Source organism: Ensifer sp. ENS06, from assembly GCF_014852205.1.
Classification (GTDB): domain Bacteria; phylum Pseudomonadota; class Alphaproteobacteria; order Rhizobiales; family Rhizobiaceae; genus Ensifer; species Ensifer adhaerens.
This window is the reverse complement of sequence record NZ_JACVBC010000001.1, coordinates 106,823-124,445: the sequence shown is the minus strand read 5'-3', so window position 1 is coordinate 124,445 and position 17,623 is coordinate 106,823. Positions and strand designations below refer to the sequence as shown.

Genomic DNA, 17,623 nt, shown 5'->3' with positions numbered 1-17,623 from the left:
CTTAAGCGTCCTGCTCGGCGCCTTCGGCAACGTCGATCGGCTCTTCACCTTCGACCTCTTCGCTTGCCAGGTCCTCTTGCGTGATCCAGCCGGCTGCGAGGCGGGCCTGAACGATCATGGCTTCGGCTTCGGCGCGCGAGACGTCGAACTTCGAGAAGGTGCCTTCGAAACGCTTGGTCTCGCCGTCCTTGCGTTCGCTCCAGCCGACGAGATCGTCAGCGGCGCAACCAGCAAAGTCCTCGACCGTCTTGATGCCTTCTTCGCCCAGCGCAACGAGCATCTGGCTCGTCAGGCCGTCGATTGAGCGCAGTTCGTCGGCAACGCCGAGTTCGCGGCGCTTGGCATCCATTTCCGCCTCGATCCGGTCCAGGTACTCGCGAGCGCGGGTCTGGATTTCGTTGGCGGTCTCGTCGTCGAAACCGTCGATCGACGCAATTTCGTCGAGATCGACATAGGCAAGCTCCTCAACGGCGGCAAAGCCTTCCGAAGCCAGCACCTGACCGACCATTTCGTCGACGTCGAGCGCATCCATGAAGAGGTTGGTGCGCTCGGTGAATTCCTTCTGGCGGCGCTCGCTCTCTTCCTGCTCGGTCAGGATGTCGATATCCCAGCCGGTCAGCTGCGAAGCGAGGCGAACGTTCTGGCCGCGTCGGCCGATGGCGAGCGACAGCTGCTCGTCGGGAACGACCACTTCGATGCGCTCGGCGTCTTCGTCGAGAACGACCTTGGCGACTTCCGCCGGCTGCAGCGCGTTGACGATGAACGATGCCGGATCCTGCGACCACGGAATTATGTCGATCTTTTCGCCCTGCAACTCGCCGACGACGGCCTGAACGCGCGAACCGCGCATACCGACGCAGGCGCCGACCGGATCGATCGAGCTATCGTTGGAGACGACCGCGATCTTGGCGCGCGAGCCCGGGTCGCGGGCAACCGACTTGATCTGGATGATGCCGTCGTAAATTTCAGGCACTTCCATGGTGAAGAGCTTCACCATGAACTGCGGATGGGTACGCGACAGGAAGATCTGCGGGCCGCGCTGTTCGCGGCGAACGTCGTAGACGAAGGAGCGGACGCGATCGCCGTAGCGCATGTTTTCGCGCGGGATCATCTCGTCGCGACGGATGATGCCTTCGCCACGGCCGAGGTCGACGATGACGTTGCCGTATTCGACGCGCTTGACCGTGCCGTTGACGATCTCGCCGACGCGATCCTTGAACTCGTCGAACTGACGGTCGCGCTCGGCTTCACGCACCTTCTGCACGATGACCTGCTTGGCCGACTGGGCGGCGATGCGGCCAAAATCCATCGGCGGCAGCGGGTCGGCGATGAAGTCACCGAGCTTGGCGTCCGGATTGCGATCGCGAGCAAGCTCGAGCGGGATCTGCGTGGAGTAGTCGTCAGCCTTCTCGACCACTTCCAGAAGACGCTGCAGGCGGATTTCGCCAGTCTTGGAGTTGATGTCGGCGCGGATGTTCGATTCCGACCCATAGCGCGAGCGGGCGGCCTTCTGGATCGCGTCGGCCATCGCGGCCAGAACGATCTCGCGGTCGATCACCTTTTCACGCGCGACAGCATCCGCGATCTGCAGAAGCTCGAGCCGGTTAGCACTGACTGCCATGTCTTGTCTCCGTTGGGTTGCAGGGGGCTTTCAAGCTCCGCCCGACTTATTCCTCAATAGGTGAATCTTCGTCTTCGAAATTCTCGTTCGCGGCACGCGCAGCCTTGGCCTTCTTGTCGGCCGTCAGCGCATCGCGGATCAGATCGTCGGTCAGGATCAGCCGCGCTTCGGAAAGCGTGGTGAACGGGATCACGACGACGGGCTCCTCGCCATAGGCCACCTGGTCGCGCTCAAGCCGGAAACCGTCGTCATCGACAGAAACGATCTTGCCGCGGAACCGCTTGCGGCCGTCGACCAGAACCGACGTCTCGCATTTCAGCAGGTGACCCTGCCAGCGGAAGAAGTCGGACTTGCGCACCATCGGGCGGTCGATGCCCGGCGACGACACTTCGAGATGATACGCCTTGTCGATCGGATCTTCCACATCGAGCACCGGCGAAATGGCCTTGGAGATCTCTTCGCAGTCCTCGACGGTCATGGTGCCGTCGGTGCGCTCTGCCATGATCTGCAGCGTCATGCCGTTCTGGCCCGACATGCGCACCCGCACGAGCTGGTAGCCCATCGGCACGATCACCGGCTCGATGATGTCGGCGACGCGCTGGTCGAGACCGGTTTCGGTGATCAGGCGGGGTTCATTTGCATTTTCAGCCGTTGTCGTATCGGACAAACGATCATCTCCTCATCGGACCGGCTAATAAAAAAGAGCGGGTCCTGACGGGCCCACTCTTCATCTACCGATCAAGAATTTGAGGCTCATATACGCCCCATCGCCGCAAATTGCAAGGCATTGGGCCGTCCGACGCAAATGGCCGGACGAACCGCCGGCGAGCATCTTCGCCAACAAGGTCAGTTTCAGCGGGTGGCACTTCGCGTTGTCGGGCCTATAACAGGAGACGAACCGCTTCGAGACGACAATCAAGAAACGAAGAGAGAAGACGAGGTGCCAACCCGTATTTCGCCGCTTGCCCCCTTCAAGCACGACATCTTCCGCACGATATGGATCGCGAGCCTCGCCTCCAATTTCGGCGGCCTTATTCAATCGGTCGGGGCCGCCTGGCTGATGACCTCCATTTCCTCATCGGCGAACATGGTGGCGCTGGTGCAGGCTTCGACCTCGCTGCCGATCATGCTTTTCTCGCTTGTCTCTGGCGCGCTTGCCGACAATTTCGACCGGCGGCGGATCATGCTGGTGGCGCAGTGTTTCATGCTCTTCGTCTCGGCGCTCTTGACGATCTGTGCCTATGTCGGGCTGATCACGCCCTGGCTGCTCCTGCTCTTCACCTTCCTCATCGGCTGCGGCACGGCGCTCAACAACCCGTCCTGGCAGGCGTCGGTCGGCGACATGGTTCCGCGCGAAGACCTGCCGGCAGCGGTCGCGCTCAACAGCATGGGCTTCAACATCACCCGAAGCGTCGGCCCGGCGATCGGCGGCGCCATCGTCGCGGCGCTCGGTGCGGCGGCTGCCTTCTTCGCCAATACGCTCAGCTATTTCGCCATCCTTTTTGCGCTGGTGCGCTGGCGTCGCGAGGTGCCGACGAGCACGTTGCCGCGCGAGACGCTGGGGCGCGCCATTTCGGCTGGCCTGCGCTACGTCGCGATGTCGCCGAACATCGGCAAGGTTCTCTTGCGCGGCTTCCTCTTCGGCCTTTCGGCAAGCGCCATCCTCGCTCTTCTGCCGCTCGTCGCCCGCGACCTCGTTCAGGGTGGGCCGCTCACCTACGGTCTGATGCTCGGCGCCTTCGGCCTTGGCGCGATCGGCGGGGCGCTGCTCTCCGCCCGCCTGCGCGAGAAGCTTTCGAGCGAGGCGATCGTGCGCATCGCCTTCACCGGCTTTGCCGCCAGCGCCGCGATCACGGCCTGGAGCACCTATGCCTGGCTGAGCTGTCTCGTGCTGCTCATCTCCGGCGCCTGTTGGGTGCTGGCGCTGTCGCTGTTCAACACCACGGTGCAGTTGTCGACGCCGCGCTGGGTGGTTGGCCGGGCCCTTTCGCTCTACCAGACCATGACCTTCGGCGGCATTGCCGGCGGCAGCTGGCTCTGGGGTACGGCCGCCGAGCAATATGGCGCGGCCAACGCGTTGATGGGCTCCTGTCTGCTGATGTTCGCCGGCGTCGTGGTCGGCTTCCGCCTGCCCTTGCCGGAATTCACCTCGCTCAACCTCGATCCGCTGAACCGCTTCAACGAGCCGCCGCTCGAACTGGACCTGAAACCGCGCAGCGGCCCGATCGTCATCATGATCGACTACGAAATCGCCGACGACGACATCCCGGAGTTCCTGACCACCATGGCGGAACGGCGGCGTATCCGCATCCGTGACGGCGCCGGACACTGGGCGCTGATGCGCGACCTTGAAAACCCGACCACCTGGACGGAGACCTACCACGTGCCGACCTGGGTCGAATATGTGCGTCACAACCAGCGGCGCACCCAGGCGGACGCGGCCGTCGGCGACAGGCTGACGGCGCTGCATAGCGGCAAAGCACCACCGCGCGTGCACCGGATGATCGAGCGCCAGACGATCGTGCCGACCCATTACGAGCGCTACAAGCGCCAGGTGAATGTGGACATGCACTAGCTTGTGCCGGCCCTCGCGCCGATCTCGACCATGCAACGAAAAAGGCCCCGGTGACGGGGCCTTTTCTTTTCGGCAGTCGGCGCACCAGCGCCTCCGGCTGCAATTGGCTCTACCGCAGCTTCGCCTTCAGCGAAGCATCGGGGAAGCAGGTGGCGGCAAGGCCGCTCTTTGCCTGCCAGTCGCCGAGCGAACGGCGCGTCTTGTAGCCGGGGAGACCATCGACCTTGCCGACGTCGTAGCCCTTGGCAACCAGCGCCTTCTGCATCTTCAGAACGTCCGAGCGCAGCATGTTGCCGACGTCGCCCCACGTGCCGCGGAACGCGCCGCCGCCCGTCGCAATGCGGTCGGCGAGGTTGCCGATGAAGAGCGCGTAGAGGTCGGAGTTGTTGTATTCCTTGAGCACGTAGAAATTCGGCGTGACGATAAACTCCGGCCCATGGCGACCAGCGGGCACCAGCATCATCGAAGATGCGGACAATTCGTGCGACGGAAAGGCCTTGCCGGAAATCCTGACGATCCCCTTGTTGGCCCAACTCGACAGGGGCTGGGCGAGGTCCGGCCCTTCCTGCGCACAGGAGACGGCTTCGGGAATCGATACTTCGAAGCCCCAGTCACGCTCGCGCTGCCAGCCCTTCTTGACCAGATAATTGGCGATCGACGCCAGGCTGTCTGGCACCGAATTCCAGATGTCGCGGCGGCCGTCGCCATCGAAATCGACGGCATATTGCAGGAAGCTCGACGGCATGAACTGCGGCTGACCCATAGCGCCGGCCCAGGAGCCGCGCATCGCCGCCTCGTCGACATCGCCGCTGTCGAGAATGTGCAGTGCCGCGATCAGCTCGCGGCGAAACAGGTCTGGCCGCGTCGACATAAACGCCTTGGTCGCGAGCACATCGACCACCGGATAGGGGATCTTGGCGCGGCCGAAGCCGGATTCGCGGCCCCAGATGGCAACGATCACCGAGCCCGGCACGCCATAGGTGCGCTCGATCTTCTTCAGGGTCGACGCATGGGTGGAAGCCAGGCTGCGGCCGGTGGCGGCGAGCCCCTGCAGACGCTTTTCCGAGAAGTAGTTTCCGGGCGAGGAAAACTCCGCCTGGCTCTGCTTCTGTTCCTTCGGCTTCGGGAAGCCGGGCGGCGCCAGATCCGGCAGGTCCCAGTTGAGCTTCACGTCGGAAAAGGCCGCCTTGAAGGATCCGGCGGAAATGCCGGCCTTCTTCGCCTCCGGCCAGAGATCATTCTGCAGCCAGGTACGAAACTGCGCCTCGACGTCGGCTTTGGTCGCGGCTTGCGCGAGGCCCAGCCAGCCACAGAGCAGCAAGGTCGTCAGTGAAAGAAGTCTCAGCATAAGGCTTCCCCATCGGTTGGATTGCAGCGTCCGAAATGACGCTCAGATCGACGTGCGGGCGCGAAGGGCAGCCGCCAAGGTGCCTTCGTCGAGGTAGTCGAGCTCGCCGCCGACCGGCACGCCATGGGCAAGCCGGGTGATCTTCACCTCCATGCCTTCGAGCTGGTCGGTGATGTAGTGCGCCGTCGTCTGGCCCTCGACGGTGGCATTGACGGCGATGATCAGCTCGCGGACGCCGCCATTGGCGACGCGCTGGACGAGACCCTTGATGTTGAGATCGTCGGGGCCGACGCCGTCGAGCGGCGAGAGCGTGCCGCCGAGCACATGATAGGCGGCGTTCATAGCGCCGGCGCGTTCCAGTGCCCAGAGATCGGACACGTCCTCGACAACGATGAGCACGGAGTGGTCGCGACGCTCGTCCGAACAAACGGTGCAGGGATCGATCGTATCGACATTGCCGCAGCAGGAACAGATGCGGACCTTGCGGTGCGCTTCGCCCATCGCGTCGGCGAGCGGACCCAGCAACTGGTCCTTCTTCTTGACGAGATGCAGGGCGGCGCGGCGCGCCGAACGCGGTCCGAGCCCCGGCACTTTCGCCAGGAGCTGGATGAGTTTTTCGATTTCAGGGCCGGTGACTCGTTTTGCCATGCGGCGCTTTTAGCCCATATCACGCCGAAACGGAATCGCCTTCGAAACGCCCGCACGCGAAGCGGCGGGTGTCGACGCGGTACCCGGCGGCTACCACCACCGGCGCGCAAATGCTGCGGGCGGCAGACCGCCCTGCTTCCCGAACCTACTGCCTGGAGACGATCAGAAGGGCAGCTTCATGCCGGGCGGAATCGGCAGGCCGGCGGTCAGTTCGCGGGTCTTTTCCGCCTGCACGGCTTCGGCCTTGTCCTTGGCGTCCTTGTGGGCGGCGACGATCAGGTCTTCGAGGATCTCGACGTCGTCTTCCTTGAACAGCGAGGGATCGATCTTCAGGCTCTTGAGGGTGCCCTTGCCGTCGAGGCGAACGGTGACGAGGCCACCGCCGGAGGTGCCGTCGACTTCGAGCGCGGCGATTTCCGCCTGCATCTTTTCCATCTTGGCCTGCATTTCCTTGACCTTGCCCATCATCCCCATGATGTCGCGCATCGTCGTCTCCTGTCTTTCTGTTTCTGCTCGCAGACGGGACTATTCGATGTCGTCGCCAGGGACGATATCGCCGTCGGCGGATTCGGCTGTGGCCGGAGCCTGGCTCTCGGCCTCTTCTTCAACGGCGCGAATGCGCACGTCGGTGATCTTGGCGCCCGGGAACCGGGCGAGAATGGCGGCGACATCGGGGTCCTGGCGCGCGTCGTTGACGCGCTGCTCCTGCGCCCGCTGTTCCGCCTCGATCAGCGTCGGCTCACCGGCCTCGCGGCTGTAGCTGACGATCCAGTGGATGCCGGTCCATTCCTTGAGCTTGACGGCCACTTCGCCAAGCAGCGTCTTCGGCGCGTCGTCCGAGACGTTGACGTCGAGACGTCCGGGCTCGATCCGCACGAGCCGCAGAAAGCCGCGCACCAGCGTCTTCAGCTTGATGTCGCGGTTCTTGGCGCAGAGATCGGCGATGTCGGCGATCGAATTGACCGGCACCGACGGCTGCGGCTTGGCCGCAGGCGCCGCCACCGGGCGTTCTTCGATGCGGCCAACGGCAACCGCCTGGGGCGCCACGTCCGGGACGGCGCGCAGCATGGTCGCGCCATTGCTCGTCGGGCGCTGCACCGGCATCGGCTGCGATGCCTGCGCCGACACGGACACGGAAGCCTGGGCCTGTGCGCCGCCGCCGTTGCCACCTGAAGGGCCAGGGCGAGCGCCGCCGCCTTCATTGCCGGAAAGTTCCAGCAAGCGCCGCGCGGCCTCTTCAGGCGCCGGCAGATGTGCCGCATGCGCCAGGCGGATCAGCACCATTTCGGCGGCACCCGCCGGGCGCGACGAGCTTTCGGCTTCCGGAATGCCCTTCAGGAGCATCTGCCAGATGCGCGAGAGCGCCGTAACCGCCACGCTCTCGGCAAAGCCGGCACCGCGGGTGCGCTCGATCTCGCTCAAGGACTGGTCGTTGACCGCCTCCGGCACGTATTTCATCCGGGTGACGAGATGGGTGAAATCGGCAAGGTCGGTCAATACGACCGTCGGATTGGCGCCGGCCTCGTATTGTGCGGTGAACTCCTTGAGGGCCGCGGCGACATCGCCTTTGACGACGTGCTCGAAGAGGTCGACGATGCGGGCGCGGTCTGCAAGGCCGAGCATCGAACGCACGGTTTCGACTTCCACAGCGCCGCCGCCGTGGGCGATCGCCTGGTCGAGCAGCGACAGGCCGTCGCGCGCCGAGCCTTCGGCAGCGCGAGCCACCATCGCAAGCGCTTCCGGATCGAAGGATACGCCTTCCTTGCCGAGGATCGTCGAAAACAGGCCGACGAGATCGGACGCGCTGATGCGGCGCAGGTCGAAGCGCTGGCAGCGCGACAGAACCGTGATCGGCACTTTGCGGATTTCGGTGGTCGCGAAGATGAATTTCACATGCTCTGGCGGCTCTTCGAGCGTCTTCAGCAGGCCGTTGAAGGCCTGGGTCGAGAGCATGTGCACTTCGTCGATGATGTAGACTTTGTAGCGGGCCGAAACCGGGCGGTAGCGCACCTGCTCGATGATCTCGCGGATATCGTCGATGCCGGTGTGTGACGCCGCGTCCATTTCGATGACGTCGACGTGACGCCCATCCATGATCGCCTGGCAATGTTCGCCAGGAACGCGCAGGTCGATGGTCGGCCGATCGATATCCGGTGTCTTATAGTTCAGCGCGCGGGCGAGAATGCGGGCGGTGGTGGTCTTGCCGACCCCGCGCACCCCGGTCAGCATGTAGGCTTGGGCGATGCGGCCGGTTTCGAACGCGTTGGTGAGCGTGCGCACCATCGGTTCCTGGCCGACCATCAGATCGGAGAAATCCTTGGGGCGATACTTGCGCGCCAGAACACGGTAGGCGGCTGGTTTCTCAACGGATGAAATGGACGTATCGTCGCTCATCGACCCTGCCGCTGTTCGAACTCTTGTCCCGACAGGACGGAGAAGGTGGGAGGCTGGCACGATGACCCGTGCCGGAGCTCGTTGGGGCTGCTTCCTTCCGGACCTGACCCGGTTGGCGAGTGGCTCGTCCACCACCAACCTCCCGGCTTCCATATCGGCAATATCGAAAGCAAATGCAAGCCAAGCCGTCAAAAAACTGATATCGATATGCAAAACAAGGCGAATCCGCCATTCTCAATAGCCGAGGAGACCCAGTTGACGACCTTCACCCTCGACGAGCGGCTCGAGCGCGACGGCATTCCGATCGCCTCGATCGGGCTTTGCCAGATGCGGCTGATGAACGACCGCCGCTGGCCCTGGCTCGTGCTCATTCCTCAGCGTGAAGGCATTTCTGAGATCTTCGACCTCACCCCGCTCGACCAGACGATGCTGACCTTCGAGACGACCATGGCAGCGACGGCGCTGAAGAAGGTCACGGGCGCCGAGAAGATCAATATCGGCGCATTGGGCAACATCGTCCGGCAGCTTCACGTGCATATCATCGCCCGCAGCGACGGCGACCCGAACTGGCCGGGGCCGGTCTGGGGCTTCGGCAAGGCGGAGCCGTGGGACGAAAAAGAACATCAGGCCTTCGCAGCCCGCATTCTGGAAAACCTCTGAACATGACGAAATCGATCTTTGACCTTCGCAGCCCGCATCCAGAGCCAAGCACCCTCGTCGCCTTCTCGGAGAATCATCTGGATCGCCAGTCGGAGCACAGGGCCGACGATTGCGTCCAGGTGGCACTGAAGCACCCGGGTGCGCATTTCCTGGCCTTCTCCGGACCGAAGCTGATCGTCAAACATGACGAGAAGATCATCGACCCACTGTTTGCGCCTTATGAGCTCGAAGGCCTCGAACCCGTTCTCGACGAGACGATCCTGCTCGGCTACCTCGCCAACGGCGAGCCCCGGCTGGCCGTGCCGACGGGCCTGACGGACGAGACGATCACCGAGCCCTTCAAGATCGCCGACGGCCGCACCCTCTATCGCCAGCAGATGCTGCAGGAGGAACTACTCGGCCAATTCGCGCAAGGCTCGAGCTTGATTACCTGGAATGCCAACAACCGCTTCTGCGGTCGCTGCGCAGGCCCGATGGAAGGCAAGGCCGGCGGCTATCGCCGGGTCTGCACCGCCTGCGGTCATATGGTATTCCCGCGCACCGACCCTGTCGTCATCATGATGACGATCGACCTTGAGCGCGATCTTTGCCTGCTCGGCCGCAGCCCGCATTTCGCGCCGGGCATGTATTCTTGCCTTGCCGGCTTCGTCGAGCCGGGCGAGACGATCGAAAACGCCGTGCGGCGGGAAACGCTCGAGGAGTCCGGCATCCATATCGGCCGGGTGCGCTACCATGCCTCGCAGCCCTGGCCGATGCCGCACACGCTGATGATCGGCTGTTATGCGGAGGCGAAATCAACCGTCATCAAGCGCGACGAGCACGAGCTGGAAGACGTGCGCTGGTTCACGCGCGATGAAACGATCGCGATGCTCGAAAGGTCGACCGGGGTCGCCGACACCGGCGATGCGCATATTCCGCCGCCGAAGGGCGCGATCGCGCACCAGCTGATGCGCGACTGGCTCGCCTGGGGCGAGCGGACATAAGGCGACGGATACAGGGAGATCGACCGTGTCCCGCTCCGAACGGCTGCTCGACCTTCTGCAGGTGCTCCGGCGCTACCGCCAGCCGGTGAGCGGCCAGCGACTGGCGGAAGAAACCGGCGTCAGCCTCAGAACGCTCTACCGCGATATCGCCAGCCTCCAGGCGCAAGGCGCTGATATCGAGGGCGAGCCGGGGCTCGGTTATGTGCTCAAGCCCGGCTTCATGCTGCCACCGATGATGTTTTCCGCCGAGGAGATCGAAGCCTTGGTGCTCGGCTCGCGCTGGGTCTCCAAGCGCACCGACGACGATCTCGCCGGCGCTGCCGCCAATGCGCTCGCCAAGATTGCCGCGGTGCTGCCGGCCGAACTTCGCGAGGAGCTCGACAGTTCGACCCTGCTCGTCGGCCCGAGCCCGCCGGCCACCAACGGCATCGACATCGCCGCGCTTAGGCGCGCAATCCGCAACGAGCGCAAGGTGGAACTCGACTACGTCGACAATGACGGCAGCGCGACGCAGCGCACCGTCTGGCCCTTTGCCCTCGGCTTCTTTGAGAACGTGCGCATGGTCATGGCCTGGTGCGAGCTGCGCCTGGACTTCCGGCACTTTCGCGCCGACCGCATGCAGAAGATGACGGTGACTGAGGCGCGCTATCCCCGCCGCCGGCAGGTGCTGATGAAGGATTGGCGCGCGAGCCAGAACATGGCGGCATCGAAGCGAGAGACGGTCGGCTCCTGACGGGTGTTGGTGCGCCGATGCTGACAGAAACTGGCAGCGGCCAGCCCTAGCCTGCACCTTCCGCAACAAGGAGGAACAGCATGGCCAAGGCAAATCTCATCGTTCTCTACGTCAAGGACCCGCTCGCAAGCGTGACCTTCTACCGCGCGCTTCTCGCGCAGGAACCAAGCGTCACCTACCAGACCTTCTCGTCCTTCGAGCTGCCGGGTGGCTTCACGCTCGGGCTCTGGGCCGAACATACGGTCGCGCCGGAGCCGGCGGCATCGGGCAGCCGGTCGGAACTGGCCTTCATGGTGGAAGACGAGAGCGCAGTGCGCGCACGTTACGAGGATTGGAAGGGGAAAGGCCTGCCGATTGCGCAGGAATTGACCGAAATGGATTTCGGTCCGACTTTCGTCGCGCTCGATCCGGATGGTCACCGGCTGCGCGTCTGCCTCTACGATTCTTGAGCGAGAGGGTATGCTGCGCGCATCCCGCCAGCCTGAAGCGGCGGGATGCGCGAATGGTACGGAATTAGCGGCCGTAAACGGCGGCCTGGATCTGCGAACGGGACAGACCGATGTCGCTCAGTGCGTGATCGTCGAGAGCATTCAGCTCGCGGATCGCACGGCGGGTCTTCGCATATTCCATGATCTTCTGACGGATCTTCATCTTTAACACTCCTTACTTGACGAGCGTCAAATAGGCATTTGCCTAAAATTTGTGTAGCGCCACGATTGCAAACTAGGCATGCGCCAGACGCGTAGCCGGTTAACGAATTTTTGCCACTTTCACCCCCGTAGGGCGTGGCGAAACCAATGATTCTCTCGGAAAATCACCGCAAACGGTACGCTCAGGACTTAAACGTGATGCTCTGAAAACCTTAGCCAGATGGCAGGATCAGATATGTGCGGCGCGAGAAGACCACAACCGCAGGCTTCATTTTGGTCAGAAATCAGGCGCATTTTCGGCCTTCAGGCGGAGCTGAGGGGCCAAGCAGCGTGCTAGCGATAGCGACCGCCTCACCGCTTTGGGAGGCGGTCGAGGCCTGCCTACGCAGGCCTTTCTCAACAGCTTGGCGCCGGAGCGGCCTGTTCAGAGAACGCCGCGCATCGGGTGCGCGTTATAGGTTCCGAGGATGCGGACCTTTTCGGAGAAGAAGCGAAGCTCGTCCATGGCATGGCGCACGCCGACATCATCCGGGTGGCCTTCGATATCCGCATAGAACTGCGTCGCCACGAACCGGCCGCCAAGCTGGTAGCTCTCGAGCTTGGTCATGTTGATGCCGTTGGTGGCGAAACCGCCCATGGCCTTGTAGAGCGCTGCCGGGATGTTGCGGACATTGAAGACGAAGGTGGTGATGATCAGCTCTTCGTCGCTGGTGCGGGCGATGCGCTGCTCTTCCCTGGACAGCACGACGAAACGGGTGACGTTGCTCTCGGTATCCTCGACGTTCTCGGCGATGATTTCGAGGCCATAGAGATCGGCGGCAAGCCGCGGCGCGAGCGCTGCCATCGAGCGATCGCCCTTTTCGGAGACGAGCTTTGCCGCGCCCGCCGTGTCGCCGGCGACGACCGGCTTCCAGCCGTTGGAGCGCACGATCTTGCGGCACTGGCCGAGCGCATGGATGTGGCTGTGCACGGTGCGGATCTCGTCACGCGTGACACCCGGAAGCACCATCAGCTGAAAACGGATCGGCATGAAATATTCGCCGACGATGTGCAGCCGCGATTCCGGCAGGAGGTGATGGATGTCGGCGACCCGGCCGGCGATCGTGTTCTCGATCGGGATCATCGCCAGATCGGCGTCGCCGTTCTCGACCGCGACGAAGGCATCCTCGAAGGTCTGGCAGGGCAGCGGCTCCATCGACGGGAACATGTCGCGGCAGGCCATGTCGGAATTGGCGCCATAGTCGCCCTGGAAGGAAATCCTGTTGGTCTTGGCGGTCACGGTAGCGTCCTTCTCAGGTTCTGATATCAGCGGGTACGGGCAGACAGGATGCGGCGGGCCTTTTCCAGCTCCACCGGCGTGTCCACACCAAGCGGGACCGAATCGACGATCTCGACATCAATGCGCATGCCGGCTTCGAGCGCACGCAGCTGCTCCAGCGATTCGCGGCGTTCGAGCACGGAGGGCTGAAGCGAGACGAAGCGTTCCAGCGCCTGCCGTCGATAGGCATAGAGCCCGATGTGATGATAGAGCGGGCCTTCGCCATGAGGCGCGGGCGCGCGGGTAAAATAGAGCGCACGCAGGCGCGTGTCGGAAAGCGGCGAACCGACGACCTTGACGATGTTCGGGTTGGTCTTCTCGCTCTCCTCGGTGATCGCCACCGTCAGCGTGGCGATATCGGTGGCAGCATTTTCGAGCGGGTTCAGCGCCGCGCGGATCGATGCCGGCTCGACCGTCGGAAGGTCGCCCTGGACGTTGATGACGATCTCGGCTTCGCCGTTCGGATCGGCCTTCCGCAGCGCTTCGTAGATCCGGTCCGAGCCGGACTGGTGGTCGATGCGGGTCATTATCGCTTCGAAGCCGGCCGCGCGCACGACGTCGAAGACCTGCTGGTCGTCAACGGCAACGACGACGCGGCCGACGTCCGCTTCCTGCGCTCGGGTCGCGACCTGGACGATCATCGGCAGGCCGCAAATATCGGCGAGCGGCTTTCCGGGTAGGCGTGTCGAGGCCATGCGCGCCGGAATGAGCACGATGACTTTACCTGAATTTTCGCGATTCATGATCTGGCCTTCAAAAACCCCGCCGAAAGTGTCAATAAGTCTCAGTTAGGGGCCGATAATCACTGTTGCAACGCAGAGCCAAAAGACATAGGTTCCGCGCGATTTCAAGATAGGCCGGGTTTTTGTTTGCGCCGGTGGCAAAGGGAGCGTTTGCAGATGAATTCATATGTGAACATGGGCGTGGGCGCCTTTCTGGGAACGGTCTTCGTTCTGATGTCCGTGTCCATTGCATCGGAAGGCATTTTCCATTCCGAAGCTCCCGAGAAGGAAGGCTTTACGATCGTTGCGGAAGAAGGCACGTCTGAAGCAGGTGCCGGTGGTGCCGCGGAAGTCGAAGTCGACATCAAGCCGCTGCTGCTCAAGGCCGACGCTTCTGCCGGTGAAGCCGTGTTCAAGAAATGCGCAAGCTGTCACACCGCCGACAAGGGCGGCGCAAACAAAGTCGGTCCGAACCTCTGGGGCCTCGTCAACCGTCCGATCGCTTCGCATGAGGGCTTCAGCTACTCGGCCGGCATGAAGACGTTTGCCGAAGGCGGCAAGGTCGTCTGGGACTACGACCACCTCAGCTACTTCATCGAAGCACCGAAGAAGCACGTTCCGGGCACCGCCATGGGCTTTGCCGGCGTCAAGAAGCCCGACGAGCGCGCCAACCTGATCGCCTGGCTGCGCGAGCAGTCCGACGCTCCGGCAGCACTGCCGGACGCATCTGCCGGTTCTGCCGAAGCCGCACCGGCTGCCGGCGAAGCAGCACCGGCTGCTGGCGCCGAAGGTGCAAAGCCGGCCGAAGCGCCGGCAACCGAAGCCAAGCCTGCCGAAGGCCAGCCGGCACCGGCTCAATAAGTTCAGCGGTCGGAAACGATCCCATGCAAAAGGCCCGGCTCGCGCCGGGCCTTTTCGTATTCGGGGATAGGCAGAGATGTTGCGCACGGAACGTTCAGGCGGATCCAAGCCTCTGCGGCGAAACAGTTTGCCGGAGAGAGCGGTAATCACATCAGCAGATAGGCCCAGACCGAAACGCTGATGACGCCGAGCGCGGTCGTCAGCGTGATCGTCGAGGATGCCAGCCCATGGCCGACATTGAAATGGTTGGCGATCAGCCAGGCATTGACACCCGTCGGCACCGCCGACGTCAGCACCAGCGCCGTCGTCCAGTTGTCGTTGAGGCCGAGCAGGTGGCAGCTCGCATAGACGACCGCCGGCATGACGGCGAGCTTCAAGACGCTCGTCACCGAAGCGAGCCCGAGATTGCCGGCAAGGCCGTATTTATCCAGCGCCATGCCGATCGAGATCAGCGCCGCGGGTGCTGCCATCGACGCCAGTTGATCGACGACGGTCTTGACCGGACCGCCAAGCGGCTGGCCGATAAGGTGGAAGGCGGCGCCGCAGGCAAGGCCGATCACCAGCGGGTTGCGCACCAGATTGCGGGCGACACCGGCCAAGAGCTGCAGCGGGCTTTGCCCCGGCTTGCCGCCGGCGCGCCGCTCCGCACGCTCCATCAAGAGCGTGCCGGCTATCATCATGACGGGCAGATGCACCGAAAGCAGGATCGAGATCGCAACGATGCCCTCCTCGCCGACGATTCGCGACACCAGCGGCAGGCCGATGAAGACCGTGTTCGCGAAGGCGGAGGAGACGCCAGCGAGAACGCCCATGCGCGCATCCCGCCCGAAGACGAGCGTCGCCGCCACGTGTCCCAACGTCCAGGTCACCGCGACGCCCGAGAAATAGGCGACCCAGAGCGGCCAGGGCGAACCGTCCTTGAAATCCGCTTCCGCAATCGTGCGAAACAGCAGGATGGGCACGGCGACGCGAAAGACGAAATCGCCCAAGGCTTCGCCGACGGCCGGTTTCAGGTAACCCAGGCGCACCAGCAACCAGCCGGCAAGGATCAGGATGAAGATGGGCAGGACGTTCTGGAAGATGTCGGACATGCGCGGGCCCTGGATCACGATGACCTTGGAGCGTATCGATCCAAGATCTTCGGGGTCTGTTCTCATGAGGTAGAGCGGGAGACGGGCGGAAGACCGCAGATGCTTTCCTCTTTCCGCTCCTGGAATGGTCCTGCCAGCAATAACGTTGTTCGCACCCGCGCCGCAAGCGCGCGAGCAGCGGGCACAGGGAGGGGAACATTCCCCGGCCGCAGGCGTTCCGAAACAGCATGAGGAACGAGCCATGCCGACAGAGAAGTCCATTTACGCGCACAAAGACGACGATCCGCATCTCATCGACGATGCGCTCGCCGACAAGGTGCTGCGCTACATCCAGTATGCGGCGATGATCGATACGCGCGAGATCTCGGTGATGGCGCTCGGCGGGATCGTGGTGCTTTCCGGTCATGTGGCGCAGGCATCCGACATCGCCTGCGCCGGCGATGCCGCAGCATCGGTGATCGGCGTCACCAGCGTCGAGAACCGGCTGGCGGTGATGCCGGGCGCGGCCGAGGCTGATAGCTGAGCCAGGAGTTGCCGTCCGGAAATCCCGATGATAGGACATGCCGGCATGAGATTTCGGCTGGCTTGGCGGTATCGCTGGAGAGCCGCCATAGGAGCCGCAGATGAGGACCGACCCGTCAGCAACCAGGTAAGCCGCAACAACGGTTGAATAAGTTGTTGCGGCGTCTGTCGGCTCACATTCAGAAGATTTGATGAAGTGGCAGATCGCCGCCGAATGGTTTTCATTTGCGCGGATGTTTCATCATGCCCGATCGTAATTCCCACACCTGGTCCTATTCGCTGCCGGCAGCCCTTTTGCTGATGGCGCCCTTCGATATCCTGGCGTCGCTCGCCATGGACATCTACCTACCCGTCGTGCCCGACATGCCGGCGATCCTCGGCACGTCGCCCGCAGTCGTCCAGCTCACGCTCAGCCTCTACATGCTGCTTTTGGGGCTGGGTCAGCTGCTGTTCGGCCCGCTGTCCGACCGCGTCGGCCGCCGTCCCGTTCTTCTCGGTGGCGCGACGCTGTTTGCGCTGGCCTCGCTGGGACTGGCCGCAACCACCTCGGCACCGGTCTTCGTCGCCTTGCGGCTTGTCCAGGCGGCCGGCGCCTCGGCCGCACTGGTCGCGACCTTCGCGACCGTGCGCGACGTTTACGGCGCACGTCCGGAGGGTGTGACCATCTATGGCCTCTTCAGCGCCATGCTCTCCTTCGTGCCGGCGCTCGGGCCGATCGCCGGCGCGCTGATATCGGGCGCTTTCGGATGGCGGGCGATCTTCCTGACGCTTGCCATGCTTGGCCTTGCGGCACTCGGCCAGGCCTTGCCGCGGTGGTCGGAAACCCGGCCTGACGCCGCGGCACCGATGAGGCCGAGGTTCAGGCCCATGCTCGCAAGTGGCGCCTTCTGGACCTATACGCTTGGCTTCAGCACGGCGATGGGCGCGTTTTTCGTGTTCTTCTCCACGGCGCCACGCCTGCTCATCGATCGCGCCGGCTATTCGCAGCTCGGCTTCAGCCTGGCATTCGCCACCGCCGCCGTCGTGATGATCATCGCCACGCGCTTCGCCAGGGGCTTCGTCACCCGCTACGGGACCTCCGGTTGCCTCGCCCGCGGCATGGCCTTGATCATCCTCGGCGGGCTGCTGCTTGGCGCGGGCGAAGCCTCGGCGGTGCCGTCGTTCCAGAGCTTCGTGCTGCCAATGTGGGTGATCGCCTTCGGCATCGTCATGAGCGCCTCGGTCACCGCCAACGGAGCGCTCAAGGCCTTCGATGCCATCGCCGGGACGGCGGTCGCGCTCTACTTCTCGATCCAGAGCCTGATCGTCAGCCTTATTGGCACCGGCGCCGTTCTCCTGCTTGGCGGTGATACGGCCTGGCCGCTCGTCGGCTATTGCCTCGGCATGGCGACGATCACGCTGCTGGCGCTGGCGTCTCACAACCGGCGCGAAAATCGATAGCCTTGCCCCTCCCGGAGCGGTCGCCTGCTCCGGGAGGTCTTCAACAGGAAAGGCGGC

Annotated in this window: 18 protein-coding genes and 1 other RNA gene; 8 read left to right on the top strand and 11 right to left on the bottom strand. The window is 63.5% G+C overall.

Annotated elements, in window-relative coordinates; all coding sequences use genetic code 11:
* Nucleotide 1 precedes the first annotated feature (1 nt).
* Both nusA and rimP read right to left on the bottom strand, forming a co-directional pair.
* Complete coding sequence (nusA, locus tag IB279_RS00625) at nt 2–1,621, bottom strand: transcription termination factor NusA (RefSeq protein WP_029742362.1); 1,620 nt, start codon at nt 1,619–1,621, stop codon at nt 2–4.
* A gap of 46 nt (nt 1,622–1,667) precedes the next feature.
* On the bottom strand, nt 1,668–2,288 hold the full coding sequence (gene rimP, locus IB279_RS00620; protein ID WP_029742361.1) for a ribosome maturation factor RimP: 621 nt from the start codon (nt 2,286–2,288) through the stop codon (nt 1,668–1,670).
* Between the two features lie 273 nt (nt 2,289–2,561).
* Between rimP and IB279_RS00615 the strand changes: the two genes are divergently transcribed.
* On the top strand, nt 2,562–4,196 hold the full coding sequence (locus IB279_RS00615; RefSeq protein ID WP_029742360.1) for an MFS transporter: 1,635 nt from the start codon (nt 2,562–2,564) through the stop codon (nt 4,194–4,196).
* Between the two features lie 109 nt (nt 4,197–4,305).
* On the opposite strand, the gene IB279_RS00610 is transcribed toward IB279_RS00615, so the two are convergent.
* From IB279_RS00610 to ffs, 5 genes are all read right to left on the bottom strand, one after another.
* Nucleotides 4,306–5,544, bottom strand: a complete 1,239-nt coding sequence (locus IB279_RS00610) for a lytic murein transglycosylase (protein ID WP_029742359.1) — start codon at nt 5,542–5,544, stop codon at nt 4,306–4,308.
* Nucleotides 5,545–5,586: 42 nt separating this feature from the next.
* Entirely contained in the window at nt 5,587–6,192 is a 606-nt protein-coding gene (recR, locus tag IB279_RS00605) for a recombination mediator RecR (protein ID WP_029742358.1), read from the bottom strand.
* Between the two features lie 162 nt (nt 6,193–6,354).
* Nucleotides 6,355–6,678, bottom strand: coding sequence for a YbaB/EbfC family nucleoid-associated protein (locus IB279_RS00600; protein WP_029742357.1), 324 nt, complete (start codon nt 6,676–6,678; stop codon nt 6,355–6,357).
* A 39-nt stretch (nt 6,679–6,717) separates the two neighbouring features.
* Nucleotides 6,718–8,586 (bottom strand): DNA polymerase III subunit gamma/tau, encoded by a 1,869-nt coding sequence (locus IB279_RS00595; RefSeq protein ID WP_113186896.1) that lies wholly within the window; start codon nt 8,584–8,586, stop codon nt 6,718–6,720.
* A 45-nt stretch (nt 8,587–8,631) separates the two neighbouring features.
* An RNA gene (gene ffs, locus IB279_RS00590) (signal recognition particle sRNA small type) lies at nt 8,632–8,729 on the bottom strand.
* A 64-nt stretch (nt 8,730–8,793) separates the two neighbouring features.
* On the opposite strand from ffs, the gene IB279_RS00585 reads away from it, so the two are divergent.
* The 4 genes from IB279_RS00585 to IB279_RS00570 all read left to right on the top strand — a co-directional run bounded on the left by IB279_RS00585 (nt 8,794) and on the right by IB279_RS00570 (nt 11,411).
* Entirely contained in the window at nt 8,794–9,246 is a 453-nt protein-coding gene (locus IB279_RS00585; protein ID WP_029742355.1) for an HIT domain-containing protein, read from the top strand.
* A 2-nt stretch (nt 9,247–9,248) separates the two neighbouring features.
* Nucleotides 9,249–10,229 carry an NAD(+) diphosphatase gene (nudC, locus tag IB279_RS00580; protein ID WP_113186897.1) on the top strand — a complete coding sequence of 327 codons (981 nt, stop codon included), beginning with the start codon at nt 9,249–9,251 and terminating at the stop codon, nt 10,227–10,229.
* Nucleotides 10,230–10,254: 25 nt separating this feature from the next.
* Nucleotides 10,255–10,962 (top strand): YafY family protein, encoded by a 708-nt coding sequence (locus IB279_RS00575; RefSeq protein ID WP_060519507.1) that lies wholly within the window; start codon nt 10,255–10,257, stop codon nt 10,960–10,962.
* A gap of 80 nt (nt 10,963–11,042) precedes the next feature.
* Nucleotides 11,043–11,411 carry a VOC family protein gene (locus tag IB279_RS00570; RefSeq protein ID WP_034804768.1) on the top strand — a complete coding sequence of 123 codons (369 nt, stop codon included), beginning with the start codon at nt 11,043–11,045 and terminating at the stop codon, nt 11,409–11,411.
* Between the two features lie 64 nt (nt 11,412–11,475).
* Here IB279_RS00570 and IB279_RS00565 read toward each other — a convergent pair whose 3' ends face one another.
* The 3 genes from IB279_RS00565 to IB279_RS00555 all read right to left on the bottom strand — a co-directional run bounded on the left by IB279_RS00565 (nt 11,476) and on the right by IB279_RS00555 (nt 13,673).
* Nucleotides 11,476–11,613, bottom strand: a complete 138-nt coding sequence (locus IB279_RS00565) for a DUF1127 domain-containing protein (RefSeq protein WP_064817013.1) — start codon at nt 11,611–11,613, stop codon at nt 11,476–11,478.
* Between the two features lie 423 nt (nt 11,614–12,036).
* Complete coding sequence (locus IB279_RS00560) at nt 12,037–12,891, bottom strand: prephenate dehydratase (RefSeq protein WP_029742350.1); 855 nt, start codon at nt 12,889–12,891, stop codon at nt 12,037–12,039.
* A gap of 26 nt (nt 12,892–12,917) precedes the next feature.
* Nucleotides 12,918–13,673 carry a 3-deoxy-manno-octulosonate cytidylyltransferase gene (locus tag IB279_RS00555; RefSeq protein ID WP_113186898.1) on the bottom strand — a complete coding sequence of 252 codons (756 nt, stop codon included), beginning with the start codon at nt 13,671–13,673 and terminating at the stop codon, nt 12,918–12,920.
* 156 nt (nt 13,674–13,829) lie between these two features.
* On the opposite strand from IB279_RS00555, the gene IB279_RS00550 reads away from it, so the two are divergent.
* Nucleotides 13,830–14,513 (top strand): cytochrome c family protein, encoded by a 684-nt coding sequence (locus tag IB279_RS00550; RefSeq protein WP_060519503.1) that lies wholly within the window; start codon nt 13,830–13,832, stop codon nt 14,511–14,513.
* Nucleotides 14,514–14,659: 146 nt separating this feature from the next.
* On the opposite strand, the gene IB279_RS00545 is transcribed toward IB279_RS00550, so the two are convergent.
* A complete protein-coding gene (locus IB279_RS00545; RefSeq protein ID WP_034805271.1) occupies nt 14,660–15,604 on the bottom strand; it encodes an AEC family transporter in 945 nt (314 codons plus the stop codon).
* 241 nt (nt 15,605–15,845) lie between these two features.
* Between IB279_RS00545 and IB279_RS00540 the strand changes: the two genes are divergently transcribed.
* Both IB279_RS00540 and cml read left to right on the top strand, forming a co-directional pair.
* Nucleotides 15,846–16,127: a BON domain-containing protein gene (locus IB279_RS00540; protein ID WP_029742346.1), complete on the top strand. Its 282-nt coding sequence runs from the start codon at nt 15,846–15,848 to the stop codon at nt 16,125–16,127.
* 242 nt (nt 16,128–16,369) lie between these two features.
* Nucleotides 16,370–17,566, top strand: coding sequence for a CmlA/FloR family chloramphenicol efflux MFS transporter (gene cml, locus IB279_RS00535; RefSeq protein ID WP_113186899.1), 1,197 nt, complete (start codon nt 16,370–16,372; stop codon nt 17,564–17,566).
* Nucleotides 17,567–17,623 lie beyond the last annotated feature (57 nt).